General features: G+C 39.5%; 29 protein-coding genes. 14 read left to right on the forward strand and 15 right to left on the reverse strand.

All coding sequences use genetic code 11. The annotated features are described in order from the left end of the window. Positions 1–42 precede the first annotated feature (42 nt). The 4 genes from ACHSBP_RS13670 to ACHSBP_RS13685 all read left to right on the forward strand — a co-directional run bounded on the left by ACHSBP_RS13670 (position 43) and on the right by ACHSBP_RS13685 (position 2,527). A complete protein-coding gene (locus ACHSBP_RS13670) occupies positions 43–1,110 on the forward strand; it encodes a ketoacyl-ACP synthase III (RefSeq protein ID WP_010559107.1) in 1,068 nt (355 codons plus the stop codon). A 79-nt stretch (positions 1,111–1,189) separates the two neighbouring features. Next, positions 1,190–1,561 carry a PilZ domain-containing protein gene (locus tag ACHSBP_RS13675; RefSeq protein ID WP_395389161.1) on the forward strand — a complete coding sequence of 124 codons (372 nt, stop codon included), beginning with the start codon at positions 1,190–1,192 and terminating at the stop codon, positions 1,559–1,561. After that, entirely contained in the window at positions 1,558–2,223 is a 666-nt protein-coding gene (locus ACHSBP_RS13680) for an AAA family ATPase (RefSeq protein WP_010559105.1), read from the forward strand. The genes ACHSBP_RS13675 and ACHSBP_RS13680 overlap by 4 nt, the downstream gene beginning before the upstream one ends. Continuing rightward, a complete protein-coding gene (locus tag ACHSBP_RS13685) occupies positions 2,210–2,527 on the forward strand; it encodes a ribbon-helix-helix domain-containing protein (RefSeq protein ID WP_010559104.1) in 318 nt (105 codons plus the stop codon). The genes ACHSBP_RS13680 and ACHSBP_RS13685 overlap by 14 nt, the downstream gene beginning before the upstream one ends. Positions 2,528–2,534: 7 nt before the next feature. On the opposite strand, the gene ACHSBP_RS13690 is transcribed toward ACHSBP_RS13685, so the two are convergent. The 3 genes from ACHSBP_RS13690 to ACHSBP_RS13700 all read right to left on the reverse strand — a co-directional run bounded on the left by ACHSBP_RS13690 (position 2,535) and on the right by ACHSBP_RS13700 (position 5,444). Then, on the reverse strand, positions 2,535–3,896 hold the full coding sequence (locus ACHSBP_RS13690; protein WP_010559103.1) for a M17 family metallopeptidase: 1,362 nt from the start codon (positions 3,894–3,896) through the stop codon (positions 2,535–2,537). Between the two features lie 133 nt (positions 3,897–4,029). Beyond that, entirely contained in the window at positions 4,030–4,386 is a 357-nt protein-coding gene (locus ACHSBP_RS13695) for a hypothetical protein (RefSeq protein ID WP_148665292.1), read from the reverse strand. A gap of 161 nt (positions 4,387–4,547) precedes the next feature. Further along, a complete protein-coding gene (locus tag ACHSBP_RS13700; protein ID WP_010559101.1) occupies positions 4,548–5,444 on the reverse strand; it encodes an alpha/beta fold hydrolase in 897 nt (298 codons plus the stop codon). A gap of 124 nt (positions 5,445–5,568) precedes the next feature. Between ACHSBP_RS13700 and rlmF the strand changes: the two genes are divergently transcribed. Beyond that, complete coding sequence (gene rlmF / locus ACHSBP_RS13705) at positions 5,569–6,456, forward strand: 23S rRNA (adenine(1618)-N(6))-methyltransferase RlmF (RefSeq protein WP_010559100.1); 888 nt, start codon at positions 5,569–5,571, stop codon at positions 6,454–6,456. 76 nt (positions 6,457–6,532) lie between these two features. On the opposite strand, the gene ACHSBP_RS13710 is transcribed toward rlmF, so the two are convergent. The 3 genes from ACHSBP_RS13710 to yeiP form a co-directional block, all read right to left on the reverse strand. Next, positions 6,533–7,129 carry a thymidine kinase gene (locus ACHSBP_RS13710; protein ID WP_010559099.1) on the reverse strand — a complete coding sequence of 199 codons (597 nt, stop codon included), beginning with the start codon at positions 7,127–7,129 and terminating at the stop codon, positions 6,533–6,535. Between the two features lie 102 nt (positions 7,130–7,231). After that, positions 7,232–8,398, reverse strand: a complete 1,167-nt coding sequence (locus ACHSBP_RS13715; RefSeq protein WP_395389162.1) for a nucleotide sugar dehydrogenase — start codon at positions 8,396–8,398, stop codon at positions 7,232–7,234. A gap of 202 nt (positions 8,399–8,600) precedes the next feature. Continuing rightward, on the reverse strand, positions 8,601–9,170 hold the full coding sequence (gene yeiP / locus ACHSBP_RS13720) for an elongation factor P-like protein YeiP (protein ID WP_010559097.1): 570 nt from the start codon (positions 9,168–9,170) through the stop codon (positions 8,601–8,603). A gap of 161 nt (positions 9,171–9,331) precedes the next feature. Between yeiP and ACHSBP_RS13725 the strand changes: the two genes are divergently transcribed. From ACHSBP_RS13725 to ACHSBP_RS13735, 3 genes are all read left to right on the forward strand, one after another. Further along, complete coding sequence (locus ACHSBP_RS13725; protein WP_010559096.1) at positions 9,332–9,799, forward strand: GNAT family N-acetyltransferase; 468 nt, start codon at positions 9,332–9,334, stop codon at positions 9,797–9,799. A gap of 75 nt (positions 9,800–9,874) precedes the next feature. Then, on the forward strand, positions 9,875–10,975 hold the full coding sequence (locus tag ACHSBP_RS13730; protein WP_395389164.1) for a YdiY family protein: 1,101 nt from the start codon (positions 9,875–9,877) through the stop codon (positions 10,973–10,975). Positions 10,976–11,075: 100 nt separating this feature from the next. Beyond that, a complete protein-coding gene (locus tag ACHSBP_RS13735; protein ID WP_395389165.1) occupies positions 11,076–11,960 on the forward strand; it encodes a dTDP-4-dehydrorhamnose reductase family protein in 885 nt (294 codons plus the stop codon). Here the strand turns inward: ACHSBP_RS13735 and ACHSBP_RS13740 are convergent. Further along, on the reverse strand, positions 11,954–12,580 hold the full coding sequence (locus ACHSBP_RS13740) for an NAD(P)H-dependent oxidoreductase (RefSeq protein ID WP_395389166.1): 627 nt from the start codon (positions 12,578–12,580) through the stop codon (positions 11,954–11,956). The genes ACHSBP_RS13735 and ACHSBP_RS13740 overlap by 7 nt on opposite strands. A 111-nt stretch (positions 12,581–12,691) precedes the next feature. Here ACHSBP_RS13740 and ACHSBP_RS13745 point away from each other — a divergent pair, with 111 nt between their 5' ends. The 3 genes from ACHSBP_RS13745 (at position 12,692) to ACHSBP_RS13755 (ending at position 14,093) form a co-directional block, all read left to right on the forward strand. Further along, positions 12,692–13,378, forward strand: coding sequence for a tRNA (adenine(22)-N(1))-methyltransferase (locus tag ACHSBP_RS13745; RefSeq protein WP_395389168.1), 687 nt, complete (start codon positions 12,692–12,694; stop codon positions 13,376–13,378). A gap of 80 nt (positions 13,379–13,458) precedes the next feature. Beyond that, entirely contained in the window at positions 13,459–13,698 is a 240-nt protein-coding gene (locus tag ACHSBP_RS13750; protein WP_054978849.1) for a DUF2960 family protein, read from the forward strand. Between the two features lie 2 nt (positions 13,699–13,700). Then, positions 13,701–14,093 carry an MAPEG family protein gene (locus ACHSBP_RS13755; protein WP_010559090.1) on the forward strand — a complete coding sequence of 131 codons (393 nt, stop codon included), beginning with the start codon at positions 13,701–13,703 and terminating at the stop codon, positions 14,091–14,093. A gap of 112 nt (positions 14,094–14,205) precedes the next feature. Here ACHSBP_RS13755 and ACHSBP_RS13760 read toward each other — a convergent pair whose 3' ends face one another. Beyond that, on the reverse strand, positions 14,206–15,099 hold the full coding sequence (locus ACHSBP_RS13760) for a tetratricopeptide repeat protein (protein WP_010559089.1): 894 nt from the start codon (positions 15,097–15,099) through the stop codon (positions 14,206–14,208). Positions 15,100–15,518: 419 nt separating this feature from the next. Here ACHSBP_RS13760 and ACHSBP_RS13765 point away from each other — a divergent pair, with 419 nt between their 5' ends. Then, complete coding sequence (locus ACHSBP_RS13765; RefSeq protein ID WP_010559088.1) at positions 15,519–15,872, forward strand: RidA family protein; 354 nt, start codon at positions 15,519–15,521, stop codon at positions 15,870–15,872. Between the two features lie 66 nt (positions 15,873–15,938). On the opposite strand, the gene ACHSBP_RS13770 is transcribed toward ACHSBP_RS13765, so the two are convergent. Both ACHSBP_RS13770 and ACHSBP_RS13775 read right to left on the reverse strand, forming a co-directional pair. Then, positions 15,939–16,538 carry a M23 family metallopeptidase gene (locus ACHSBP_RS13770; RefSeq protein ID WP_100915264.1) on the reverse strand — a complete coding sequence of 200 codons (600 nt, stop codon included), beginning with the start codon at positions 16,536–16,538 and terminating at the stop codon, positions 15,939–15,941. Between the two features lie 81 nt (positions 16,539–16,619). Then, a complete protein-coding gene (locus ACHSBP_RS13775; protein WP_395389422.1) occupies positions 16,620–17,555 on the reverse strand; it encodes a LysR family transcriptional regulator in 936 nt (311 codons plus the stop codon). A 111-nt stretch (positions 17,556–17,666) separates the two neighbouring features. Here ACHSBP_RS13775 and ACHSBP_RS13780 point away from each other — a divergent pair, with 111 nt between their 5' ends. Next, positions 17,667–18,323 (forward strand): nitroreductase family protein, encoded by a 657-nt coding sequence (locus ACHSBP_RS13780; protein ID WP_010559085.1) that lies wholly within the window; start codon positions 17,667–17,669, stop codon positions 18,321–18,323. Positions 18,324–18,574: 251 nt separating this feature from the next. Here ACHSBP_RS13780 and ACHSBP_RS13785 read toward each other — a convergent pair whose 3' ends face one another. Together ACHSBP_RS13785 and ACHSBP_RS13790 are read right to left on the reverse strand one after the other, a co-directional pair. Beyond that, positions 18,575–19,447 carry a PKD domain-containing protein gene (locus ACHSBP_RS13785; RefSeq protein WP_395389171.1) on the reverse strand — a complete coding sequence of 291 codons (873 nt, stop codon included), beginning with the start codon at positions 19,445–19,447 and terminating at the stop codon, positions 18,575–18,577. 74 nt (positions 19,448–19,521) lie between these two features. After that, a complete protein-coding gene (locus ACHSBP_RS13790; RefSeq protein WP_395389173.1) occupies positions 19,522–20,394 on the reverse strand; it encodes a PKD domain-containing protein in 873 nt (290 codons plus the stop codon). A gap of 732 nt (positions 20,395–21,126) precedes the next feature. Between ACHSBP_RS13790 and ACHSBP_RS13795 the strand changes: the two genes are divergently transcribed. Then, positions 21,127–22,839, forward strand: coding sequence for an alkaline phosphatase (locus tag ACHSBP_RS13795; protein WP_021033079.1), 1,713 nt, complete (start codon positions 21,127–21,129; stop codon positions 22,837–22,839). Here ACHSBP_RS13795 and ACHSBP_RS13800 read toward each other — a convergent pair whose 3' ends face one another. The 3 genes from ACHSBP_RS13800 to ACHSBP_RS13810 all read right to left on the reverse strand — a co-directional run bounded on the left by ACHSBP_RS13800 (position 22,840) and on the right by ACHSBP_RS13810 (position 24,516). Continuing rightward, the gene (locus tag ACHSBP_RS13800; RefSeq protein ID WP_395389175.1) at positions 22,840–23,085 is read right to left on the reverse strand and encodes a hypothetical protein; all 246 of its coding nucleotides are present in this window, start codon (positions 23,083–23,085) and stop codon (positions 22,840–22,842) included. A gap of 83 nt (positions 23,086–23,168) precedes the next feature. After that, positions 23,169–23,963, reverse strand: coding sequence for a hypothetical protein (locus ACHSBP_RS13805; RefSeq protein WP_395389176.1), 795 nt, complete (start codon positions 23,961–23,963; stop codon positions 23,169–23,171). Between the two features lie 100 nt (positions 23,964–24,063). Further along, the gene (locus tag ACHSBP_RS13810) at positions 24,064–24,516 is read right to left on the reverse strand and encodes a TerB family tellurite resistance protein (protein ID WP_395389177.1); all 453 of its coding nucleotides are present in this window, start codon (positions 24,514–24,516) and stop codon (positions 24,064–24,066) included. Positions 24,517–24,564: the final 48 nt, after the last annotated feature.

Here is a 24,564-nt window from a genome sequence, read left to right on the forward strand (position 1 = left end):
TAACCAGTTCAACACACAAAGAAATCACAATAAGGGTTGCTAATGAAGTATGCCAAAATTACTGGTTGGGGAAAATGCATTCCGCCAGTAAAACTGACAAATGATGATCTAAGCCAAATTATGGACACCAACGATGAATGGATCACCACACGTACAGGAATAAAAGAAAGGCGCATCTCTCATCAAAGTACCGCAGAACTTGCAACTATCGCAGCAAAAAATGCACTTGATTGTGCTGGCATCAAAAACGCAGACGAAATAGATTTAGTACTTTTAGCAACCTGCTCTCCGTCTACCATGGTTGCAAACACGGCATCAGAAGTTCAAAAAAACCTAAATGCAACGGGTGCAGCTGCATGTGATGTAAATGCGGCATGTTCTGGCTTTTTGTACGCATTACAAAACGCTACCGCACAAATTCAATCAGGCATGATTAAAAAAGCAGTTGTCATTGGCGCTGAACGTATGACTTGGTATGTAAATTGGCAACGTCGCGATAGCGGTGTACTTTTTGGTGATGGTGCCGGTGCTGTAGTGCTTGAGGCAAGCGATGACAAAACAGGCCTTCTAGGAACTAAGACAGGTTGTGACAGCGAAGATAGGGAAATTCTACACATCACAAATTCAGGTACCAACACCGATAAATATCAGCCAGTTGGCCCGTCTGACCTTTTATTCGAAGGTCGCGAGATATTTAAGCGTGCGGTAAAAGGTATGACGACTGCAGTTGATGATGTATTAACGCAAGTCGGCAGCGAAATTACCGACATTGATGTACTTATTCCACACCAAGCAAACCTACGCATCATTCAAGCAATTCAATCTAAAGTGAATTTAACCGATGATGCAGTAATGGTGAATATTGATAAATACGGCAATACCTCTGCTGCGACCATTCCTATTGCGATTTGTGAGGCAGTTGAAAATGGCCTGATTAAAGAAAACAGTCGTGTAATTTCTGCTGCGTTTGGTGCGGGCCTAACATGGGCTGCAAGTTTTATTCAATGGGGTGAGCGCGTAACCCCGATTATTCCAGCAAGTCATACGTTAACCCCTTGCGATAAAAGCGGCCTAGAACTAATCGCCGATGCAGTAAAACACTGCCAATAGCCTTTCTTTAAGCCCGTGTTTATACGGGCTTTCTTATTTGCAAAATTCCCTTTTAACACTACGCTTTAAATAGTGATATATGCGCCATACCAAGGGTAATGGAGTGCAATTTAGCGATTGTTTAAAGGGTATTACTATGCATGAGCAAACTTCCAACATTGAAAAAAGACGCTCATTACGGCTCGATATGGAAAAAGAACTCATTGGATTAGAGTGGCAATGCGAAGATGGCAAAATAATAAAACGCCAAGCAATGTGCATTGATGTTTCGAACGTTGGATTAAAAGTGAATATCGACCGACCTATCATTACAAATCATCCCGTTAAGGTAACATTTCGCGACAAGTTAGGTGCCTCAAACCAATTTTATGCAAGGGTATTGCGAGAGACAGAAGTTCACGATTGGTATGATGTTGCCATGATATTTGTCGAACAAGGAGAGGATAAATGATTATTCTTGTTGGCGGTGAAAAAGGCGGTAGCGGTAAAAGCTGTCTTGCTCAAAATGTTGCCGTTTACCTTACCCTGCAAAATTACACCGTTTTGATTGTAGATTGTGACCCTCAACGAACTTCATCAGATTGGATCCAAGCGCGTAATACCAACCCACAGTTGCCACTGATTAATTGTGTGCAATTGTACGGTAAAATCCGCAATGATCTTCTTAGTCTTGAAAACCATTATGATTATGTTATCGTCGATTGTGGTGGGCAAGATAACTTAGCACTTCGCGCTGCGATGTCGGTAGCCGATCACACACTTATTCCACTCAGGCCAAAACGCAGGGATTTAAAAACAGTTCCCCATATGGAAGATATACTTACAACGTGCAAAATGGTTAACCCAAAACTTAACGCAGCGTTTGTTATTACGCAGTGCCCTTCGTTGCCTAATCAAGCCTCACGTATTTTAGAAGCGAAAGAGGTGTGCTCGTCATATGGTATACCGGTACTTAATTCAATTACCCACAGTAGAAACATCTACGATGATAGCGAAGAAAACGGTAAATCTGTGATTGAAATTGAACCTGATGGTAAAGCTGCGCTTGAGATTAAAGCCATTGTTGATGAGTTATTAACGATGGAAGTGGTTCACGGCCATGAGTTTAATTGATTTAAAAAAAGGAAATGGTAACAACCGAAAGAAAAAAATTTCGGTTGATGAGTTTATTGAGCAAGCAAACCTGTATGCACAAGGTAAAGATACAACCCTTAATAAATCACGACACATAAAAAAAGGGCGAAAGTACAAAAATGCTACTTTCACCCTTTCTCCTGATCACATTAAACAGCTCGATACGCTGTCAAAGCAATCAGGGTTATCTAAATCTTATATTTTGCGCTTATTAATCGCAGAGCTTGCCGAAGGTGATGATCTAACGATTGACTTACTGTTAGATCATATCAACGCCAAGTGATCTCGCTTTAGCTATATTTATTTTGTAAATATTTCAGAACCGCACGTACACCAAATGCCTCACCACCAACAGGTCGGCCAGGTAACTTACGGATATTCCACGCCATTACATCAAAATGCACCCATGAAATGTCTTGTTCAACAAATTCTTGTAAGTAAAGTGCAGCGGTGATTGCACCACCAAATGGGCCTGACGCGCAGTTTGTCATATCTGCAACCGTGCTGTTTAACAAATCTTTGTAGGCTTTATGTAATGGTAAATGCCATACTGGATCTTGTACGTCATTTGCAGCTAATTCTAACCCCTCAACAAGTGATTTATCATCACTGAAAAAGCCAGGTAACTCTGTGCCAAGGGCAATACGGCACGCACCGGTAAGCGTTGCAAAGTCAATAAGCGTATCTGGCTTTTCTGTTACCGCTTCAGCAAGTGCATCACATAAAACTAAGCGCCCTTCTGCATCGGTATTGTCAATTTCAACGGTAATGCCTTTACGTGTTTTAATAACATCGCCCGGACGTAATGCATTATCCGACACTGCATTTTCAACCGCAGGGATCATCACACGTAAATTAATTGGTAAGTTAAACGCCATAATCATATGCGCTAAACCAAGAACGTGTGCAGCGCCACCCATGTCTTTTTTCATTAAACGCATGCCAGATGCCGGTTTTAGATCTAACCCGCCTGAATCGAAACACACGCCTTTACCCACTAAGGTTACTTTCGGCGCATTTTTATCACCCCAACGTAAATCAAGTAAACGTGGTTTGTTTGCACTTGCTCGGCCTACTGCGTGAATTGTTGGGTAATTTTGCTCTAAAAGTTCATCGCCAACTATTTGAGAAAACTCGCCTGAAAACTCATCAGCCATATCAGACATTATTTCTGCAAGGTGTTGTGGCATCATGTCACCTGCAGGCATGTTCACAAGGTCGCGAACAATTGAAACACCCTTTACGTACGTTGTAACTTCATCAAACAAGGCTTTATCAGCAATAGCGAGTTTTACGCTTACTGGTTTAGATTCTTTGTACGGTGTGAAGTCATACGCACCTAACGCAAAGCTGGTTGCTACCAACTTGTTTGTGTTTGCATCATTATTGAGTAAATAAGTACCCGCTGGTAACTGCGAAGCGAGGTCGCCACATGACCAAAGTTCGTTAGTATCGTTACAAAAGAACACGGCTTCGCTTAACGTGCCACTTTCAAAATTTGGTACTAACAACAAACCACGGCCTTCAAAGCTTAGTGATTTAAGCCAGTTTTTAGTTACCTCAGATTGTTTTTCTTGCCACGCGTCAAATTCTGCACTTGATTTAATGCTAAGCGGGATCCCTTCAGATTTTTTAACAAGGGCTTGCGTCATATTTTGGCCTTTATAATTTACACACTTTGGCTATAGCATAACAAACTATGGTTCGGGTTGTCTTACATTCGCGATAGAATTTAATAGGATAGCGCCTGTTATTTCAGCGCAATATAATAGGCGATGTTAAAGATTATTTATTATCAGTTTTGTTAAAAGCACTGGGCAATACTTCAACACCAACAAGTTTTCCGAGTTTTACAATTAATGGAATAGTAATTGGCGCAAAGGGTAGAATTGCAAAAATGCCTAAACCAACGCCTTTAAGTACATCAAGAAACTGTTGATTTGCTTTCTTTAGTTCTGCTTTATTTGCTTTGCCTTGCGTGTAGTTACGGTAGGTGATCAGCATATCGATGGTTTCTTGCTTTTCTTGTGCAAGCGCATGCTTAACTTGCAACATCTGACGGCGCACTTTTAAGCGACTTCGTTGCTGTTTGATTTTAAGCACCCGAACAGGGGCTTTATGGAAATATTTCATCGTACGCATAATTACATTTTCGCACAACAATCAGAAAAGGTATAAGCGAAATCTGTAAAAAGTTGTTTGTATTGAAAAATCATGAATAAGCGGCACTCACCTTGAATACGGCGAGTACACGGCTTTTAATTACCTCTGCGCTATCACCTGCTACAACGCCTATGTTTCGCTTATTTAAATCGATTAAACCAATTTAATGTATCTAAGTAAGTTTCTTTTTTAGCAAACGGCGACGTGAGAATATTTATGTGGTCATAATCAATTTTATGGTTGTAGCGTTTACCATACATCTTAAGTACTTGTTCACCGCTTCCACTCTCTTTGATAAACGCTTCTATATCAACTTGTTGTGCTAGCGCTTTGTCATTTACTGCGCCAATATGTAAAACAGGCGGAAGCGCTATGTCTTCAAGTGCTTTACCATAATCAAACTGATCAAATGGACATACCCAAGGATTTTTCTTAACCCACTCTACCCCTTCTTTATGTGACAAACGAGTTTCATCATCCGAACCAAACTTAAAGCGTTTTGCAGGTAAATAGCCATACCTTTTAATTAGCAATGGGGAAATTAAGTACCACACTAAATTCGCTTGAATATATTTTGATGGGTGACGGTTATATATGGTTCGTTTAGAAGCAAAATAAACACACGCTTTTAAATCATCTAGGTAAGTTGGGAAGCGTGCCAATACAGAGTTAAGTAATACTCCACCCCATGAATGTGCACAAAAATAAGCAATAGGCTGTTTAGAATAGAATTTAATATAGTCCAACATCGCTGGGATCTCTTCAACAATAGAATCCCTTTGCCCTGTACTGCTATGTTTGGAGATTTTTGGTTCACTTAACCCCCGGCCACGCAAGTCAGCAACAAAACAATTAAAACCCGCATCTGCTAAAAACGGCGCTAATCCTTTGTTTGATTGGGTATAAAAAATGCGGCCATTTTCAACAGCACCATGCATAAAAAAGACAATAGGACCGTTTTGGTCTTTGTAGATTTGACGCAAATGAACTTTGTCACCATTTTTCAAAGGAACGAAATGTGAGGCTTGTGTAATCATAAGTATTGCCTTTAATCTGGTCGTACCAGAACGATACTAAAAACAAATATGAATAAATACAAGCGTTCAAAAGCTAGCATGTTAAAATCAGCGTTATGTAACACTTTTGAATTGCCCCATAACGATGGAAAAAAAACATCATCCGCGAAATATCCACCTCAATGGTTATGATTTAGCGAAGCTAGCGAAATTTAGCCCGACACTTACGCCTTACTTAATCAAAAATGAATTTGGTAACACGACGATTGATTTTAGCGATTCAAAAGCAGTAAAGGCACTTAACCAAGCGCTTTTGGTTGTAGATTATCAGTTACTTGTATGGGATATACCAGAAACAAATTTATGCCCTGCCGTACCAGGCCGCGCTGATTTAATTCACACGCTCGCAGATTTACTCGCCGAACAAAATAACGGTGATGTACCGACCGGAAAAAACACACAGTTACTGGATATTGGTACGGGCGCATCACTCATCTACCCGATTTTAGCCAACAAGATTTATGGGTGGAAAGCGGTAGCGACCGATATTGATGAAAACTCCATTAAACAAGCTAAGAACTTAGCGCAGTTTAATAAGCTGCCCGTAAAATTGCGCCAGCAAAAATCAACTGACAACATATTTCACGGTGTGATTAACGCAAACGACTTTTTTGATATCACCTGCTGCAACCCACCATTCCATAGTTCGTTAGATCACGCTGAAAAAGCTAACCAACGAAAATGGAAAAATCTCTCACACGAAAACAAAGGGTTTAATTTCTCAGGTCAAAAAGCCGAATTGTGGTGCGAAGGCGGTGAAATAGCGTTTCTTACGACAATGATTAGCGAAAGCGTTGACTATCAAGAGCAGGTAGGTTGGTTTACATCGTTAGTATCAAAAAAAGAGAACTTGCCAAAGCTTAAATCACAATTAACACGCTTTGCTAATTCTGAGGTTAAAGTAATGCCATTAGCCCACGGCCAAAAAGTAATGCACGTGTTGTGCTGGCGTTTTAACAACTCATCTAACTAAGCGTATTGGTGTAAAACAAAAAAGGCTTGCGATACATTCACAAGCCTTTTGGTTAACTAACTTAAGATAGTTAATGCTAATTCGGGATTGCGACCTGATTTTCAAGCCCTTCAAAATAGTGTTTTCTGCACACTGACACATATCGGTCGTTACCACCAATTTCAACCTGCTCACCTTGGGTGATTGGTACGCCCTGTTCATTGGTACGAAGCACCATATTGGCTTTTCGCCCGCAATGACACACGGTTTTTAATTCAATTAACTTATCTGCCCACGCCAGTAAATACTGGGCACCAACAAATAATTCGCCGAGAAAGTCGGTACGTAATCCATAACACAATACTGGAATATTTAGCCTATCAACAACGATACACAATTCTTCTACTTGTTTTTTAGTTAAAAACTGGGCCTCGTCAATAAGTACACAATCAACTTTTTTAACCGCATGCTGCGTGGCAATTTCGTCAGACAAATTAGATTCAGGCGAGAACAAAGATGCGTCTGCTGCTAAGCCTATACGCGAACTTACTTTGCCTTCACCATAGCGTGTATCAATTGCTGCGGTATAAATTAATGGCTCCATTCCACGTTCTTTGTAGTTAAAAGCAGATTGTAATAACGTGGTTGATTTACCTGCGTTCATTGCAGAGTAATAAAAGTACAGCTGAGCCATGAATTATCCGAGAGAGCAAAAACGCTAATGCTATATGAACTAGCGTTATTTCGCTAGTTCAAAATCATAAAAGACAAGTTTAAAAGCGTTACGAGATAAAGCTTAATCGCTACCGAAGAGGTCCCGTGTATAGACTTTGTCAGCAACATCCTTAAGGCATCGCTCCATTCGATTTGATACGATTACGTCCGATATTTGTTTAAACTCTTCAAGGTCTTTTATTACGCGTGAGTTAAAAAAGGAGTCTTCTTGCATCACAGGTTCATACACCACAACTTCAATTCCTTTTGCTTTAATGCGTTTCATAATGCCTTGTACCGAAGACGCTCTGAAATTATCGGAACCGCTTTTCATTATTAGACGGTGAATACCCACTACTTTTGGTTGCTTATTAATAATTGAAAATGCGATATGATCCTTTCGGACAGTGTTAGATTCAACGATTGAGTTAATCAGTGTGTTTGGTACATCTTCAAAATTTGCGCGAAGCTGCTTGGTGTCCTTTGGTAAACAATAACCGCCATAACCAAACGATGGGTTGTTATAGTGGTTGCCTATTCGAGGGTCTAAACTTACGCCTTCAATAATTTCTCTTGTATCTAACCCGTGACTTTCAGCGTAAGTATCGAGTTCATTAAAATAAGAAACACGCATTGCTAAGTAAGTGTTTGAGAAAAGCTTAACCGCCTCTGCCTCTGTAGAACCTGTTAAAAGAATATCAATGTTCTCTTTCAACGCGCCATGTGCCAATAACTCAGCGAATTTTTGTGCCCGTTCTGATTTTTCACCAACAATAATGCGCGACGGATGTAAATTATCAAATAGCGCTTTACCTTCACGTAAAAATTCAGGCGAAAATATAATATTGCTGGTACATAACTTTTGCTTAATGCGTTTAGTAAAACCAACCGGCACAGTTGACTTTATAACCATTATTGCTGAAGGATTGACTTTGTTAACTTCATGAATAACCGCCTCTACTGACGATGTATTAAATTTATTTGTTACCTCGTCATAATCCGTAGGTGTTGCGATAATAACGTAATCTGCGTTTTGAAACGCCTTGTTGCTGTCGCTTGTCGCAACTAAATCGAGTTTTTCATTTGCGAGGAAATGTTCTATTTCAGGATCTGCAATGGGGGATTGTTTTTGATTAATCAGGTCAACTTTTGTATCGATAATATCATAAGCGATTACTGAGTTATGTTGCGCTAATAAAACCGCGTTTGATAGTCCAACGTAGCCAGTACCTGCAATAGTAATATTCATTGTTATCCTTGTTAGTCAAAGCTCTTTTGAAAGATGTTGTATTGGTGAGCGTGCGGATTATATAAGAGATTGGTACATTTTAAATGCCGTTACGTATCTACGCAAATATATTCCCTAAGTTTAGAATATAAATGTAGTTTGTTACTGAAAACAAAAAAAGGCTTAGCAACCTTGCTAAGCCTTTTTACAAAACCAAACCGAATTATTCAGCGCGGCCCATAAATTTTTGCTCAGAGGTGTTAATTTTTACTTTATCACCCGCTGAAATATGCTCTGGCACTTGAATGATTAAACCTGTTGTCATTGTTGCAGGTTTTGTACGTGCACTTGCTGATGCACCTTTAATTGAAGGTGATGTGTCTTCAATTACCAGCTCTACACTTGACGGTAGGTCAATTGATACTGGGCTACCTTCAACCACTACAACTAATAAACCTTTGGTATTTTCATCGATGAACAAAAGTTGTTCTGCAATTGACTCTTTGTTTAAGTTATATGGCGTGTAATCTTCTTCATCCATAAACACGTATTCGTCACCATCAACGTACGAAAATACCGCTGGGCGACGATTTAAATCAGCGAAGTTTAACATTTCATCGGCTTTAAATGTTTCATCGACTTTACCGCCATTTACGACATCGTACATACGCATACGGTATAAACTACCGCCTGCACGCCCTTGAGGAACTGAACGTTCGATATCTCGTACAATCATCACTCGACCGTTATAATCAATGGCTGCATGCTTTTTAATTTCACTTGCTTTAGGCATTTCTAATTCTCATTGTGTCAATTTATGCAGACCCTACAAAAATATGGCCTGTTAGTAAATACATAATGATGAAAATCAAACTTGTATTATTTGTTAACTTGATTTTTAATTATTTGCCCCAACGTATCTAAAGCACAATAATAAAGTTGTTAGAGGACACTATGCAGTTAGTTTCGTTAGATGCCAACGATTCACATGTAATTAGTCTATTTGCTGAAATAGACCGCCTTATGAATTCACTCTACCCAATTGCAAGTGACCAATCTTTACATTTATCTGAATTAAACCAACCCAATGTACACGCGATTGGCTTGTTAACAGACGAAGGTATCATCGCCTGCGGTGCGATTGTAAAGAAGTTTGAGTCAAGCCTGTATGGCGAAATTAAGCGTGTTTATGTTAAACCAACACACCGTGGTAAAGGCTTATCTCGACGCATTATGCAAAACTTAATGTACTGGGCCGGCCAAGCGCAGATCCCATTACTACGTTTGGAAACAGGTAGTAAGCAAACAGAATCAATCAACCTATATGAAAGCCTTGGTTTTGAGCGTTGCGAATGCTTTGGGCGTTATCGTGATAACCCGCTCAGTGTTTTTATGGAATTACCGTTATCGACAGAAAGCTAAATACATGTCTATGATTATTCACAGCAACATGTAACTGTATTCAAGATATGGATGAAATTTAACAGGGTGTTTTTTATGAAATCTATTTTGCTTTTTTTATTAACTACATCGCTGTTGTGCTCATTTGCTTCTGGCGCAAGCACAAGCCCTCTTTGGAGACCTGCTGACAGCGACTTTAAGCAAAAGTATGATTGGCTTAAAACCGCCTCAGGCGAGTGGATAAAAGGCGACTTAATTACCCTATATGATGAAGACATCGAATTTGATTCTGATGAATTCGGTATACAAACAATCGATATAGATGATGTTGCTGAGCTTTATACTAAAGGCAAGCAAAGTATTCGTTTAAACGACGGCACGGTGTTAACTGGCAAGCTAGTAATTCAAAACAAACTTCTAACGCTAACCAATGGTCAGGAAAAGCAACAAATTGCAGTAAATAATCTTTTATCAATCGCTTCTGCAAATGGTAACGAACGTGATTATTGGGACGGCGAAATTAACTTTGGCACTAACTTTCGCCGAGGTAATTCTGAGCAATCTGACTACACATTAAGCGGTGAAGCGCAAAGGCGCACTGCAACAACGCGTTTATCTGGCGAGTTTGTTAGTAATTTTAGCGAAAGAGTAAGTCAAGATACCGGTAAAAAAGAACAAACCACTAACGACCAAAGGCTCTCAACTAGTTTCGATTGGTTTTTCTCTCCAAAAACCTTTATACGCGTCGCCGATTATGAATATTTCGCTGATGAACTTGGCAACATAAATAACCGTCATACATTGGGTTTTGGCGTTGGTTATGAAGTGCTTGATACCGGCAATTTTGTTTGGGAAGTAAGTGCAGGCCCTAGCTATCAATCTACTCGTTACATTACCGTTGAAGCTGGCGAAGACGACAAAGAAACCTCCGGTGTATTAAATTTAGGTACCGCCGTTCAGTGGGATATAACCAAAGACATAGAGTTTGACGCAGATTACCAAGTTAAAATTGTAAGTGAAGAAGCTGGTGAATATATTCATCGCCTTAAAGCTGGCTTTGAAGTAGATCTGATTGGCGACTTTGATTTAGACCTCACATTCTATTTAGATCGTATCGAAAATCCGAAACCGACCGATACATCAACCCCAGATAAAAACGATTATCGGTTTGTTGTAAGCCTAGGTTACGAATTTTAGCCGCCTTTTAACAAAATGATACATTAAGTTTTGCTTAAAAAATGGGGTTAAACTGCGCTTTGTTTTACACTAACTGCCCCAAAAGAGTGTTAGGAAATTCATGAAAAAAGTATTGATAACAGGTGCAACTGGCCTACTTGGTAGAGCACTGATGCGTATATTTAATGAAAACGGCTTTGACGTAATCGGCACAGGGTTTAGACGCGCACAAAGCCCAATTGTTAAGGTAGATTTAACGCAGCATACAACGGTAACGCAATTTCTTAATGAAACTAAACCCGATATTATTATTCATGCGGCAGCTGAGCGAAAACCGGATGTATGCGAAAACAACCACGCCCATACCAAAGCCCTTAACCTTTCAGTAACCGAGCATCTATCTCACGAAGCGGCTCGTTTAAACGCACAATTCTTTTTTATCAGTACTGACTACGTATTTGACGGAAAAACGCCACCATACAGTGAAAGTGATACACTAAACCCGCTTAACTTTTATGGTGAAACTAAAGCACAGGGGGAGCAAATCGTTTTAAACACATCTAAAACACATACTGTTATTCGTGTGCCTGTGCTTTATGGGCAAGTTGAAACATTGAGCGAGTCGGCAATTACGGTTATCGCACACCAAATTAAACAACGATCAAACAATGCACATGACAATTGGGCGATTCGTTATCCTACCCATGTTGACGACATTGCCTTAACGCTTGTTGATTTATGCCAAGTAACCAACACAAACATTGGCGGCATATTCCACGTTTCAGATAATCAAGCATACACCAAGTATCAGATAGCATGTATTGCAGCAAAGCAACTTGAAATTGATGAAACAACACTTTCGCCAATAAACGAGCCAAGTCAAGTTGCAAGCAGGCCGCATAACTGTGCACTGCAAGATAGTCGACTAAAACAACTCAATATCTGTCACAGCCGACCATTTGAACAAGCATTTATTGCGTGTATACAGCCCTTATTAACTCATTGACCAAAAGGGTGTTTAATCGAAAGCTGTGTGAGCTCGTATCGAATTGGGGCGAGCTGTTTTGCATAGATTACTAGCGCATGTAAGCCAACTTCTAAACGCGAAAATATGCTTTTTTGCCTGCTGCAAAGCGCGTTATCTTTTTCAGCAAAACTCGCAATAAACTCATCGACATTGTTAATGATCACGTGGAATGGCAACCAAACCAAGTGTGAATTTTTAGCACTATAGCCTTTTAATAAACTAACTGGATTGTGCCCACCGCCTGACGTTGATATTCCAATGGCTAACGCAGGCTTATGGCCGAGCGGAAAGCCAGAAGCAGAGCCATAAGCACTGAGCAATAAAAAATTATGTAGCACTGGCGGTAACATACCGCCCCACTCCGGTGCCACAATCACAATGCCATCACTTGAATATAATTTTTCAAGAAGTAGCGCTTTTTGCTTGCTAAGTACTTCATCATCATGCCCTTCGTAATGATGCAGTAGTCGCGTCATTTCACTTAAATCGACTAAATCACATTCAATGTCTAATCGTACAAGGTGTTCGCTTATCTTGTTTGCTAACTGCAAACTATTTGAATTTGGTCGACCGCTTCCACTAACAATCACTATTTTCATATTAACTCCAACACCACAAATGAATAAAATATACACATGGAGTTGTGATTTATAAATGAGAACTTGGTAAAATGCAGCTGTTTTAGTTTATTATTTTCGCCTAATTTAGTTATGCCATTATCTTACCGCCTGCAATCCATCGCCAACACAATCAAAAATCCGTATCACCATATTTGGGATACATGTTGTGATCACGGTTACTTAGGCATGTCTTTACTCGCGACTTACCCATCTAGCACCATACACTTTGTTGATATTTCTGCGCACATTATGAAAGGCGTGGAAAATGGGCTAAGTACGCAACCTGGCTCTCAGCAGTTGCCTTATAAAAATTGGCAGTGCCATACAATAAGTGTTAACGATCTTCCACTTGATCAATACAAAGGTTGTCACCTGATAATTATTGCGGGCGTGGGCGGTGATTTAGCGGCGGAATTTATTCAACAATTAACGGCGCGCTTTGGTGATGTAGCGCTCGAATTTATCATTTGCCCAGTGCATCATACGTTTACACTTCGCCAGCAATTAATTGCATTAAACTATACATTGATCGATGAATCGCTTATTTCTGAAAACAAACGGTTTTACGAAATTATCCACGTAACACGCAATAAGCGCCAAGGTGTAGCAATATCCCCTATTGGCGACAAGCTATGGCATAGCGCTGAACAATGCGAAAAAGCGCAGTACCTCATGCGCTTAATAAAGCACTATCAAAACGTAAGCAGAAACAATAAAGACGCACTAGTCGCGTTACATGCGTATCAAGCGTTAGCAAATAAACTTAAATGCAATTAATCGATTAAATTAGCGCGTACGTATATCAACCCGTTTACCTGTTAAGTACAATGCAGGTAAATTTATTCCTTAGGTTTAACATGGCTAAGAAAATTCAATACACATATAACCAGCAGCAAAAGTTAATTAACTTCGCACAAGACAAATATAATTCAATGTTTGAGGCAATCGCCGCAGCAGAAGGATTTGATATTGCGGAGTATTCCAAAATGGAGCATCAAGTAACGTTGTACGCAAAAGACAAAGCGGCAATTCGTAACTTTAGAGATGAATACTTTCGAAAGCTGGGTGTCACTAACATCACATTTATTAAAGAGTAACTATGAATACACTCATCGTTTGCGCCATTATTGCCGCCTTACTTCCTTATTTAGCAAAAGCACCTGTCGCAATTGCAATGAACAAGCTCGATGGCTATGACAATCGCCATCCACGCGCACAACAAAGTAAGCTTACCGGATTTGGTGCACGCGCATTAGCCGCACATCAGAACAGCTTTGAGTCATTACTTATTTTTACTATTGCACTAGTTGTTGTTTTTGCTTCTAACACCATCACAGCTACAACTGAAACGCTGGCAATTATTTATTTGATTGCACGGGTTTTATACTGTGTGTGTTACTACGTAAATTGGCATGTGTTACGTTCAAGCGTATGGCTTATTGGCCTAGTTTGCCCAATTGCAATGATGGTCGTAAGTATTCAACCTAGCTAACAAAGTGAGATAAAGTAGGCTCAGATTTTTGAGTAGTTTTATCGGCTAACGCGATATCAGATTAACAATTTCCCAAACTGATATCGCGTAAATAAGCGAATGCTAATTGCGATTATTCACCCAGTTTTACACCGGCGTCGTCCAATAATTTCAAGAATGCAGGTAATACTTGTAAGTTTTCAAACGCGACTTCGTTTACTAGCTCGTTCTTTAAATTTGGTGATAGCTTAAGCGCCATATGCAAATCATCCATTGAATCACTTAAGCGATTTTCTTGTGCATAGGCACACGCACGCTGCCAATAGGCATAACCATAATCTTCTTCTTCTTCAATTGCTTGATTACAAAGCGCAATTGCTTTAACTGTTTTACCTTGCTCCAACAATGCATCAGCTTTATAGGTAATCGCTTCTACATCATCAGGTTTGCGTTTTAAAATTTCATCGTAAATTTCGATTTTCGAATTAACATCGCTTTCCAATGTTGCACGCATCCATAGCGAATGTACTTCATTGGTAATGGTAATTTTCCGATGGTTATTAATGATCTCTTCTGAGCGTTCTTTTAATTCACTTTCAAGTACACCTAAACGGCTTTCATACTCTTCGGTAATACTTTTCACCCGTTCGTTAACAATGCTTTCTACTTTGTTTTTCACATCGCGCAGCGAGTTCCAACCTACCAAAATCAAAATTGTAGCGGTTGCAGTGATAATAAACATCACATTGTTTATGGTGTCATTGGTATAATCAAGCGCTCTGTCTGCTGCACTTAATTCCGTATGGGTAATTTGTTTTGTTGTGTCTTCACGCAGCTTTTGCTGGTCTTGTCGTAACGATTTAAGCTCGTCTAATACGTAACGCTCCAAAAGCGGACGATACAGCGGTTCGTTGAGTTCTTTTATTGCCTTTTCTTGCTGTTGTTCTGTCATTGGTTTTGATTCATTTGCAAAAGCCCCAAAGCACAAAGTTGTAAAAATAAACAGTAAGATAAATTTTAATTTCATTAAGTTAGCCTTATTAATTTGAGCCACTAATATACAACAATTCAGTTATAAGCTACACCCATGTTTTAGGGTCTGTTGATCTTTGCTGTTCTATTTTTGTTCTGTTTGAGCGTGCTTTTATCGCGGCGCTCGATGTGTGGCCTAGTAATCTAAGCGAATATCGAGCAACAATGAAAAAAGTGCGCTCAAAAGAACCTTTCGGCAGCGCTTGATTGCCTTTTCTACTGTGTTATCGGCTGGCTCACATAGAATAACTATGCCACGCAGCCTCTGCCTTGTATAAAACCCAATCAAACTGCTGCAAAAACGAACTTGAAAGGTCAACAGACCCTATAACTTTCATTGCGTTTTCAATACTAATTAGCTGTTTGTTTTGCTACAGTTTTGCCAATTTATATCACCAAGGTTTAGGAACCAATATGACCATTCAACGCATGCAAACAAAACAACGCATGAGCCGCATCGTAATTCACAATAAAACAGTCTATTTATGTGGTCAGGTATGCGCAGATGCCACTAAAGGCATTAAAGAACAAACGCAAACCATGCTCGATAAAGTCGATGAATTACTTATTGAGTCAGGTAGCAGTCGCGAACATATGTTAAGCGCAACTGTATACATTAAAGACATGCAGTATTTCAAAGAAATGAACGAAGTATGGGATGCATGGGTACCAGAAGGTCATGCACCTGCGAGAGCTTGTGTTGAAGCTGCAATGGCGCGCCCTGAGTTATTAGTTGAAGTATCTGTTATCGCGGCGCAAAAAGACTAATTAAACTAAATTCCACTTTTGAATAACCACAGCGACAAGGTCGTGGTTATTCATTTTTATTACGTACTATATCGCTTTGTATACGTTTCCAGCTTCAATACCGCATTGATGGGGCTTAGTATTTTTAAAAACGACGGGTAACGTTTGTCCACATGGTTTTTGGTTATAGTGTGGTGGTAAATTTGGCCCGCATGTTTGCACATCAAAATGTAAATGTGGCCCACCCGATTGCCCAGTGTTACCACTTTTAGCAATGATTTGACCTTGTTTTACCTGCTCACCTTCTTCTACCAAAGCGCCTAAATGAGTTAGGTGAAAATAACGCGCAACAGTGCCATCAGCATGCTTAATAAAGACAAAATTCTCAGCTAAATCTTTCCCGTTCCAATCTTCAAATTGCTCGCGAACGGCTACAACCTCACCCGCTCTGGCTGCAACAATTGTTGTACCTATAGGCATATTAAAATCAACTGCATACAACCCTACGCCACCATTACTTGCTCGGTAATGGCCGGTTGAAACTTCTACTTTATAGGATTCACCTTTTTGAAATGGCAAGATGTATTTTGACTTTGCTTGTTCGTCAAATACCGAACAGTCTACGGCTTGTTCCGCACATGCCGACAAAGATAACGTTAAAAAAATTGCGTGTACTAATTTGTTCATTGTAATTCTCCCTTTTGACTTTATTTGTCGCAGCACACCATCAAAAAGGTTTAAACGTAATTTTCTTTTTAACTTACATACCTAATCAAGTACGCTTTTCGTCAATATTCCTTTATCTATCAGTTTTTGCAGCAGCGCTTTAGTGCGTTTTCTGCACTCATCTCGCACTAATCGCACAGCAGGGGTAATTGATTGTCTACTTGGGCAAATAAGCCACAACTCGGTACTTTTATGGGGGAATTTAGGCATTAATGTTACTGCTCTGCCCTCAATCAGATCATCGGCAATATCTATCGCTGATTTAACGGCAAGGCCTTTGCCTTTTAAACACCATCGTCTCACCAAATCTCCGTCGTTAGCCGCACGTCGACCTTTCATTTTTACTTTTATTACCTTGTCGTTATCTAAAAACTCCCAAGTGTCGTTGATGCGATCTTGTAGCTGATAAAAAAGCCCTTGATGCGCTTGTAAATCAGACGGTTTAATTGGTTCGCCATTTTGGCTTAAATATTCGGACGTTGCGCACAGTAGCTTTGGAATATTACAAATTTTAAAGCCATATAAGTTTGTATCGCTTGGCTTGCCATAACGAAGCGCCAAATCAACTGAGTCACGATAAAAATCGATATTGCTGTCACTAATATGACTGCGCAAACTTAAATTTGGGTAACTATCAAGTAGTTCATCGAGCCAGGGTATTACAATGTTTCGCCCTAAATCGGACGATAAAGCAACGCGTAATTCGCCCTCAATGTCTTTATTATCAGCTTTAATATTTTGTTTGGCGATAGAGAGTAAATTTATTGCTTCTTGGCATTGCGGTAAAAAGCGCTCACCGGCGTTTGACAGCCTCAAGTGACGGGTAGTACGAACAAAAAGTTCCACACCAAGCTCAGCTTCAACACGTTTTAACGCCGCACTGGCTGTTGCCGCCTGCATATCAAGGGATACTGCCGCAGCAGAAATACTGTTAAGTTCAGCAATTTTTAAAATGAGTTTTAAATCGGCTATTAACATATTAACTAACATTTTTTGATAATGATTCAAACATTACCTTGTTTTTATTTAAATAATCAAGTTTTACAATAGGCTCAAGTTTAACAGCATCTTGTTTGTTAGGAGCAATCAATGACACACCCAATTATTACTGACCTAAATCGTCGTTATACAAGTAAACGCTATGATGCGAGTAAAAAAATTTCACAATCAGATTTAGATATCATTTTAGAAGCTATTCGCTTATCACCATCGTCAATTAACTCACAGCCTTGGAAAATTATTGTGATTAGTTCTGATGAAGCGAAACAACGCATGCATCAAACATTTGTTAACAAGTTCCAGTTTAATCAGCCTCACATCAAGGCAGCATCTCATACGTTACTATTCGCTTATAACCCTAAATATGCCCGCAGCGATTATGAAAAGGTGATTGATACTGATATAAAAAATGGCCGTACATTAGCTGAAAATAAAGAACAAGCGTTCGGTGCGTTTGCATTTGTTGATTTAAATACGGACGAACATGGTAACAACGCACATTGGACTAAGGCGCAAACTTACATTGCACTGGGTAATACAATGCACACAGTAGCGCGTCTAGGTATTGATTCAACACCAATGGAAGGCGTTGATAAAGACATGATCAGCGAATTATTTGCCGATGAGTTAAACGGTTACGTTTGTGAAGTTGCGCTTGCGATTGGTTACCATGAAGAAAGCGAAGATTACAACGCCACTTTACCAAAATCACGTTTAGCAAAAGACCAAGTAATTACGATTTTGTAATCGAATAATCTTCGTAACGTTATCAATAAAAGCGCACGTTAATAAAAGTGCGCTTTTTTTAACTGAAAGTTCTAGCGGTAGAGCATATTATGGTCCGTTACGTATACTCCAGTTAATTGATGATACATCTAAATACACCACAATTGTGCTAAATCCTTTTATGCTAGCGTTTTCACACTTAAACAGATCTTCAATTGGTTCGGTGTTAAACGTGAGCCATGATGCAAAAATAAAAACGTAAAAGCGCTTTATTACGCTGATGCACATAATTCAGGGTCTAAATTCCGCGGCGCTGACATCACCGAACGATAATGCGCAGTTTTTCGCGCTTGTGTATCGAGTACAATCATGTACACAAACCTTAAAGGCATTTTCTTTTTTACATTTTCGGGCAACGCTTGGTAAGAACAATAAATGGCCACTTTATTAATGCTATTCTCCACTGCTTCAGCTGGCGGCTGTATCATATTTATAATAGATATCATGTGGTTATATGTACCTAAATTAACCCCTTTTAACATATTCAAACCCTGATAGGTGATATGTTCTAAATCATCTCTGGTGCCATTATTATTGGTGTCTATGCCTTCAATTGTGACTATTGCAAACTCTCTATCGGGTTTAGGCGGTAAGGTAACAACTTTGGCTAAATAGCCGGCGTCCTTAAGCGCCTTTCTAAGTGCTAACCCCGCTTCTTCTGGGGTCATTGGTACAACAGTAATAATTAATGAATCCGAGTTAGTCGCACCCTCATTATCCGTTACGGTAAGTTGTAAAGTGATTTGCTGCTCGGTAATGCCTTTTGGAGCACGAAATGAAATATCTGGACGATTTGGATTATCAATAATAACCGCTTTGCCTGATATTTGCGTCCATTGGTAACTTACTATCGAGCCATCACTATCAGAACCGCTACCGCTAAGCGTAATGTTTGATTGAACTTTGACAGTTTGGTCTGGACCAGCATCAACATACGGTAATTTACTATTTGAATCTATAAGTAATGGTTCCCCATTATAATGTGAAGTAACGTCACATGCTGATAAGAACACAAGCGTCAAAGCTACTGCAAAGTATTTTCTAATGTTTGGGGAAATACCAACCTTGCTTGATTTGTAAAACATATTCACTTCCTTTTGCTTTGAGCACCTTTAAGGGTAAGCCTCGATAAAACCTTTTTTAATGACTAAGCGCTTTGTTACGCTGATACACATAATTCAGGGCCTAAATTCCGCGGCGCTGACATCACCGAACGATAATGCGCTGTTTTTCGCGCTTGTGTATCAAGTACGATCATATACACGAACCCTAAAGGCATTTCCTTTTTTACATTTTCAGGCAACGCTTGGTAAGAACAATAAATTGCCACTTTACTAATGCTATTTTCCACTGCCTTATCCGATGGCTGAATCATATTTATGATGTATATCATATGGTTATATGTATCTAACGTAACACCATCAAGCAAGTTCATACCCTGATAAATGATATGTTCTAAATCGTCTCTGGTGCCATTATTATTAATGTCTATTCCTTCAACTGTCGCTACCGCTTGCTTTTCATCAGGGTAAGGCGGTAAGGTGACTACGTTTACTAAATGTCCAATTTTTTTAAGTGCGTTATCAAGCGCTAATGCAGCTTCTTCTGGTGTCATGGGAACGACAGTTATAGCTAATGAATCAGAGTTAGTCGCACCCTCATTATCCGTAACGGTAAGTTGTAAAGTGATTTGCTGCTCGGTAATGCCTTTTGGAGCACGAAATGAAATATCTGGACGATTTGGATTATCAATAATAACCGCTTTGCCTGATGTTTGCGTCCATTGGTAACTCGCGATCGAGCCATCACGGTCAGAACCGCTACCGCTAAGCGTAATGTTTGATTGAACTTTGACAGTTTGGTCTGGACCTGCATCAACATACGGTAATTTACTATTTGAATCTGTAAGTAATGGTTCCCTATTACCACCTGAAGTTGCGCCACACGCAGTTAAAAACCCAAGCATTGCTGTGACAGCAAGACTTTTTATAACCTGTGGGAAAATTGCAACCTTGCTTGGTTTGTAAAACATATTCACTTCCTTTTGCTTTGAGCAGCTTTAAGGGTACGCCCGCCCTAGTATTACTTTCCTAAATAGCTAACGGTATAAGTGTGAACTTTGAAATTACAGTACGTACTTCTATATCTAAATGCGTACTTATCGACTATTAAAATTACTTAACTTAACGAATCATATCGAAAAACTGAACAAAATTCGTATTTTCAATTATAAGTATAAACACGTAAGCGTACTATTATGGCATTCATCTGAATATGCCCCATATGGCGTACAAGAAATGTTTGGCGCTGAATTCAATTCTAAGAAAGCAATTAAAACAGATAGACGCGATTGGCAACCAGTTTTGTTCTTTGAACTGTAGTCAATTCATTGGCTAGGTAACGCTGTCTGTTGTTACCCCCAAAACCGTATAAATAAAGTCAAAGGTATAATGAGAGTTGCGTATTGGGTTGTGCGTATTTAGTTAGTATTCACAGCGATGAAGTAAACGAAGTTTTATACACTGTTTTACCAGAGCAACGCTAAATAACGTGCAACGTAATACAATTTTATAGTTGACGACACATCAAAAAGTTATCGTTCTAACAGTAGTTTTAAGAATTGTTATCTTGTTATCTCAATAAGCTAAGGAGTTTTATAATAAAATTGTTACATCCATTAACAATGAGGTGGTTGGAGGTTTGACCAGACCTAATTTTGTCATATATGGTAGCTATGATAATAAAAAAAACAAAAGGTCACCTTATGAGTCACAACTTCTCACGCCGAAATTTTTTAAAAGCCTCTATGTATGGTCTTGGCGCCGCGACAATTGCGATGTCACTTACTGGTTGTAATAGCGACGACGATAACAAGCTTGCTGAAAACGATTTTGCGATTAATTTTAATCATGGTGTTGCCAGTGGCGACCCACTTAGTGATGCAATAATCCTTTGGACACGCGTAACCCCAAGTGGCGCACCACAAGGGGTTAATTTAACGCTGCAAATCGCTGATGACGAAAATTTTGACATTAACCGAGTGCAACAAAGCGTTGTTGCATTAGCATCAAACGACTACACAGTAAAAATTGACTTTGCAGGCCTTAACGCGGGTAGTAAGTACTATTATCGTTTTGTCACCGAAAATGAAGTATCACCAACAGGTCAATTCAAAACCCTGCCACAAGGTTCGGTTGATTCGGTTAAATTTGCTGTAATGTCGTGTGCAAACTACCCTGCAGGTTATTTCCACGCTTACGCAGAAGCGGCCAAGTTAACGGATATTGACGCAGTATTACACCTTGGCGACTACATTTACGAATACGGTATGGGCGGCTATGCCACAGAAAATGCACAAGCGCTTGGCCGTGAACTAGCTGACGATAATGCGGGCGAAATTATCACCCTAGAAGACTACCGTAAACGTTACGCACTTTATCGCAGTGATACATCATTACAACAGCTTCATGCCAATAGCCCATTTATTGCGGTATGGGATGACCATGAAGTTGCCAATGATTCATTTAAAAACGGTGCGGAAAACCACAACGATGGTGAAGGTGATTTTACAGCACGTAAGCTTGCCGCATTACAAGCCTATTTTGAATGGATGCCAATTCGTCCATACGTAAAGGGGCAAACTGAAAGTTTGTATCGCCAATTTGAATATGGTGATCTAGTATCACTTTATATGCTAGACACCCGCCATGAAAGTCGCGCAAAACCGTTAGATTATGCAAACTACATTGATCCAGTAACAGGTCAAATTGATAGTAACCGCTTTATCTTAGATTTAATCGAACCAACACAAAAGCTAATTGGTACTGACCAATTAATTTGGCTGCAAGATGGCATGATTAACTCAAACGCAACATGGCAAGTGCTTGGCCAGCAAGTATTAATGAACCGTATGCATATTCCAGCAGAGTTACTTGCTGAACTGGCTAACCCAAGTGCACAAACAGCACAAACACTAACAGAGCTTGCGCAAATTAAAGGTCGATTGCTGGCAGGCGATCCAACCCTAACAGAAATGGAAAAAGCCCGCGTTACCACTTTGGCACCATACAATCTAGATGCATGGGATGGCTACCCAGTTGAACGCGAGTTAATTTTACAAACGGCCAATGAATTTAATAAGAATTTAATTGCGCTTGCGGGTGATACTCACAATGCGTGGGGTGGACAGCTAAAAGACGGGAAAGGTAATGTGTGTGGCTATGAGTTTGCAACAAGCTCTGTAACCTCGCCAGGACTTGAATACTACCTACAATTACCGGAGCAAATGGCATTACAATTTGCGGAAGCGCTTAAATTGTTAGTTGACGACCTTGAATATGCCAATATTCATCAGCGTGGTTTTATGACAGTAACATTTACCGCTGAAAAAGCGCATAGCGAATGGCATTTACTATCAAGCGTACATCAAAGTGACTATCAAATGAGTTCACAAATGACTGAAGTGCTCGCTAAATAGTTAGTGATTAAGTTCATTTATAAATTCATCATTTAATATTGTCAGGCGATTAAGTTGTTGTAACAATAACGCTTTATCGCCTTTTTCAACGCTGCAACACAATAGATTGTGTAACTCCAACTGTAACCCTTCAAAACGTGTAATAAGCGATGACAGTTCGTCATTTTGCTCAACATTCATAGTATCAACATGATTGTTATCACCCAATAACATGGTTAATTCTTCATGGCTTAATTGCATATTCATCTTAGTTTTCCTAAAACGCATTTTATTTACACACTTTCAAAAGAAAAATTAGCAGGTTAAAAGTTAACCTTAAATGAACTTACTTATTGCAATTGCGATTTAGGTGTAAAAGGCGTAATTAGCGAAGCTATTTGCGATTTTGAAATTGCCGGAAAATCTTCCCGTGTTTGATAACGGCGGTAAAGCGACGTAAAAATACCTGAGCGTGATAATCTATCGAGCGATTGCAAAAACTGTTTGGCTTGCTGATCACTCGCATATTGCTCGTTTTCACGACAGCACATTTGATACTGCTTGATTAGAGACACTAAAGCAGATTTATCTTGCGCTTTCAATTGAGATTCAGCTTCAATAAAAAACGCAACACCGGTCCAATAAACCCGCTGATACGCATTGAGTTGCCACATATTTTCACTTACGTTATTTAATTGGCCTTTATTTTGTTTAGTATTAAGTTTACCGCGCTGTAATCCCGCACTAATGCGGTGGATAAATTCATCACGACTGATCAGTTGATTGTGCAACATAACGCGATTTTGTAAGTAAGTCGCCAATCCCTCGGCAAGCCAAAAATCTTTGTAATCAAATAGCGGATGATAAAGATGAGAGAGTTCATGATACAAGGTCCAATCACGTTTTAAGCTCATAAGCGACGCATAACGATAAAAGTGAAGCTCAACGGTATCAAAATCACCTCTATTAATACGCGCCCAGGGTACGGGTTCGGTGGCAAAGTAACGGGCATTTAAATCAAAGTAGTAATGCGCTTGCCTCGGTAAACCCAACACACGCTTATTGGCATTAATGCCAAAATTTAGCCACGCTTTTACCTTTGTTTGGTGAGACATTGAAAGCGATGACAAATTTTTATACGTCACTTGTGTATCTGAGTTATGGAGCGTGACAGTTTCTGCGCCGTATGCACTAAAGGCGAAAACGCATAAAACCGCTTTGTATAAGTTTATGGTTCGCACAAATTTACTGTTTTCTGCTCTCATCAACATTAATCTTGGCCTGAATAAAGTCAGCATGGGTAACATACATTAGACCGGCGATTTTACGAATAACATGATCTTCTTGCCCATCAATTTGACCATCAGCAAATGCCACTTGCCATAGCAGCTCTATAATCTCAATGCGTTCAATATCGCTAGTATGTTCGTTCACTACGTTAACAAACGAATATAGATCAATGGCTTGTTCAACCAATTGCTTTGCTTTTGTTAATAAGCGGCTTGCAGCATCCAGTTCTAATTCACAATAATGAATCAATGTATTTTGAATATTTTCTAATTCTTCAGTTAGCACTTTGCCATCTGCACGCATCACCTCTACAAGTAAAGCCGCCAAGCCCGTTTCAAAGTCGATTGCAGTGCGCTCTATCGAGGTGTCGTTAAATTTAGATAGTAAAGATTTTAAATGGGATATCACTGTACATACTCCTAAACCAGTTTTATAAAGCGAAATTACAAACACTAA

It is taken from the genome of Pseudoalteromonas sp. XMcav1-K, from assembly GCF_044005875.1.
Taxonomy (GTDB): Bacteria; Pseudomonadota; Gammaproteobacteria; order Enterobacterales; family Alteromonadaceae; genus Pseudoalteromonas; species Pseudoalteromonas spongiae.

Bases quoted from the DNA above. Each gene is read 5' to 3' on its own strand.
- ACHSBP_RS13670 (WP_010559107.1), top strand. From the start codon at position 43: ATGAAGTATGCCAAAATTACTGGTTGGGGAAAATGCATTCCGCCAGTA.
- ACHSBP_RS13675 (WP_395389161.1), top strand. From the start codon at position 1,190: ATGCGCCATACCAAGGGTAATGGAGTGCAATTTAGCGATTGTTTAAAG.
- ACHSBP_RS13680 (WP_010559105.1), top strand. From the start codon at position 1,558: ATGATTATTCTTGTTGGCGGTGAAAAAGGCGGTAGCGGTAAAAGCTGT.
- ACHSBP_RS13685 (WP_010559104.1), top strand. From the start codon at position 2,210: ATGAGTTTAATTGATTTAAAAAAAGGAAATGGTAACAACCGAAAGAAA.
- ACHSBP_RS13690 (WP_010559103.1), bottom strand. From the start codon at position 3,896: ATGACGCAAGCCCTTGTTAAAAAATCTGAAGGGATCCCGCTTAGCATT.
- ACHSBP_RS13695 (WP_148665292.1), bottom strand. From the start codon at position 4,386: ATGCGTACGATGAAATATTTCCATAAAGCCCCTGTTCGGGTGCTTAAA.
- ACHSBP_RS13700 (WP_010559101.1), bottom strand. From the start codon at position 5,444: ATGATTACACAAGCCTCACATTTCGTTCCTTTGAAAAATGGTGACAAA.
- rlmF (WP_010559100.1), top strand. From the start codon at position 5,569: ATGGAAAAAAAACATCATCCGCGAAATATCCACCTCAATGGTTATGAT.
- ACHSBP_RS13710 (WP_010559099.1), bottom strand. From the start codon at position 7,129: ATGGCTCAGCTGTACTTTTATTACTCTGCAATGAACGCAGGTAAATCA.
- ACHSBP_RS13715 (WP_395389162.1), bottom strand. From the start codon at position 8,398: ATGAATATTACTATTGCAGGTACTGGCTACGTTGGACTATCAAACGCG.
- yeiP (WP_010559097.1), bottom strand. From the start codon at position 9,170: ATGCCTAAAGCAAGTGAAATTAAAAAGCATGCAGCCATTGATTATAAC.
- ACHSBP_RS13725 (WP_010559096.1), top strand. From the start codon at position 9,332: ATGCAGTTAGTTTCGTTAGATGCCAACGATTCACATGTAATTAGTCTA.
- ACHSBP_RS13730 (WP_395389164.1), top strand. From the start codon at position 9,875: ATGAAATCTATTTTGCTTTTTTTATTAACTACATCGCTGTTGTGCTCA.
- ACHSBP_RS13735 (WP_395389165.1), top strand. From the start codon at position 11,076: ATGAAAAAAGTATTGATAACAGGTGCAACTGGCCTACTTGGTAGAGCA.
- ACHSBP_RS13740 (WP_395389166.1), bottom strand. From the start codon at position 12,580: ATGAAAATAGTGATTGTTAGTGGAAGCGGTCGACCAAATTCAAATAGT.
- ACHSBP_RS13745 (WP_395389168.1), top strand. From the start codon at position 12,692: ATGCCATTATCTTACCGCCTGCAATCCATCGCCAACACAATCAAAAAT.
- ACHSBP_RS13750 (WP_054978849.1), top strand. From the start codon at position 13,459: ATGGCTAAGAAAATTCAATACACATATAACCAGCAGCAAAAGTTAATT.
- ACHSBP_RS13755 (WP_010559090.1), top strand. From the start codon at position 13,701: ATGAATACACTCATCGTTTGCGCCATTATTGCCGCCTTACTTCCTTAT.
- ACHSBP_RS13760 (WP_010559089.1), bottom strand. From the start codon at position 15,099: ATGAAATTAAAATTTATCTTACTGTTTATTTTTACAACTTTGTGCTTT.
- ACHSBP_RS13765 (WP_010559088.1), top strand. From the start codon at position 15,519: ATGACCATTCAACGCATGCAAACAAAACAACGCATGAGCCGCATCGTA.
- ACHSBP_RS13770 (WP_100915264.1), bottom strand. From the start codon at position 16,538: ATGAACAAATTAGTACACGCAATTTTTTTAACGTTATCTTTGTCGGCA.
- ACHSBP_RS13775 (WP_395389422.1), bottom strand. From the start codon at position 17,555: ATGTTAATAGCCGATTTAAAACTCATTTTAAAAATTGCTGAACTTAAC.
- ACHSBP_RS13780 (WP_010559085.1), top strand. From the start codon at position 17,667: ATGACACACCCAATTATTACTGACCTAAATCGTCGTTATACAAGTAAA.
- ACHSBP_RS13785 (WP_395389171.1), bottom strand. From the start codon at position 19,447: ATGTTTTACAAATCAAGCAAGGTTGGTATTTCCCCAAACATTAGAAAA.
- ACHSBP_RS13790 (WP_395389173.1), bottom strand. From the start codon at position 20,394: ATGTTTTACAAACCAAGCAAGGTTGCAATTTTCCCACAGGTTATAAAA.
- ACHSBP_RS13795 (WP_021033079.1), top strand. From the start codon at position 21,127: ATGAGTCACAACTTCTCACGCCGAAATTTTTTAAAAGCCTCTATGTAT.
- ACHSBP_RS13800 (WP_395389175.1), bottom strand. From the start codon at position 23,085: ATGAATATGCAATTAAGCCATGAAGAATTAACCATGTTATTGGGTGAT.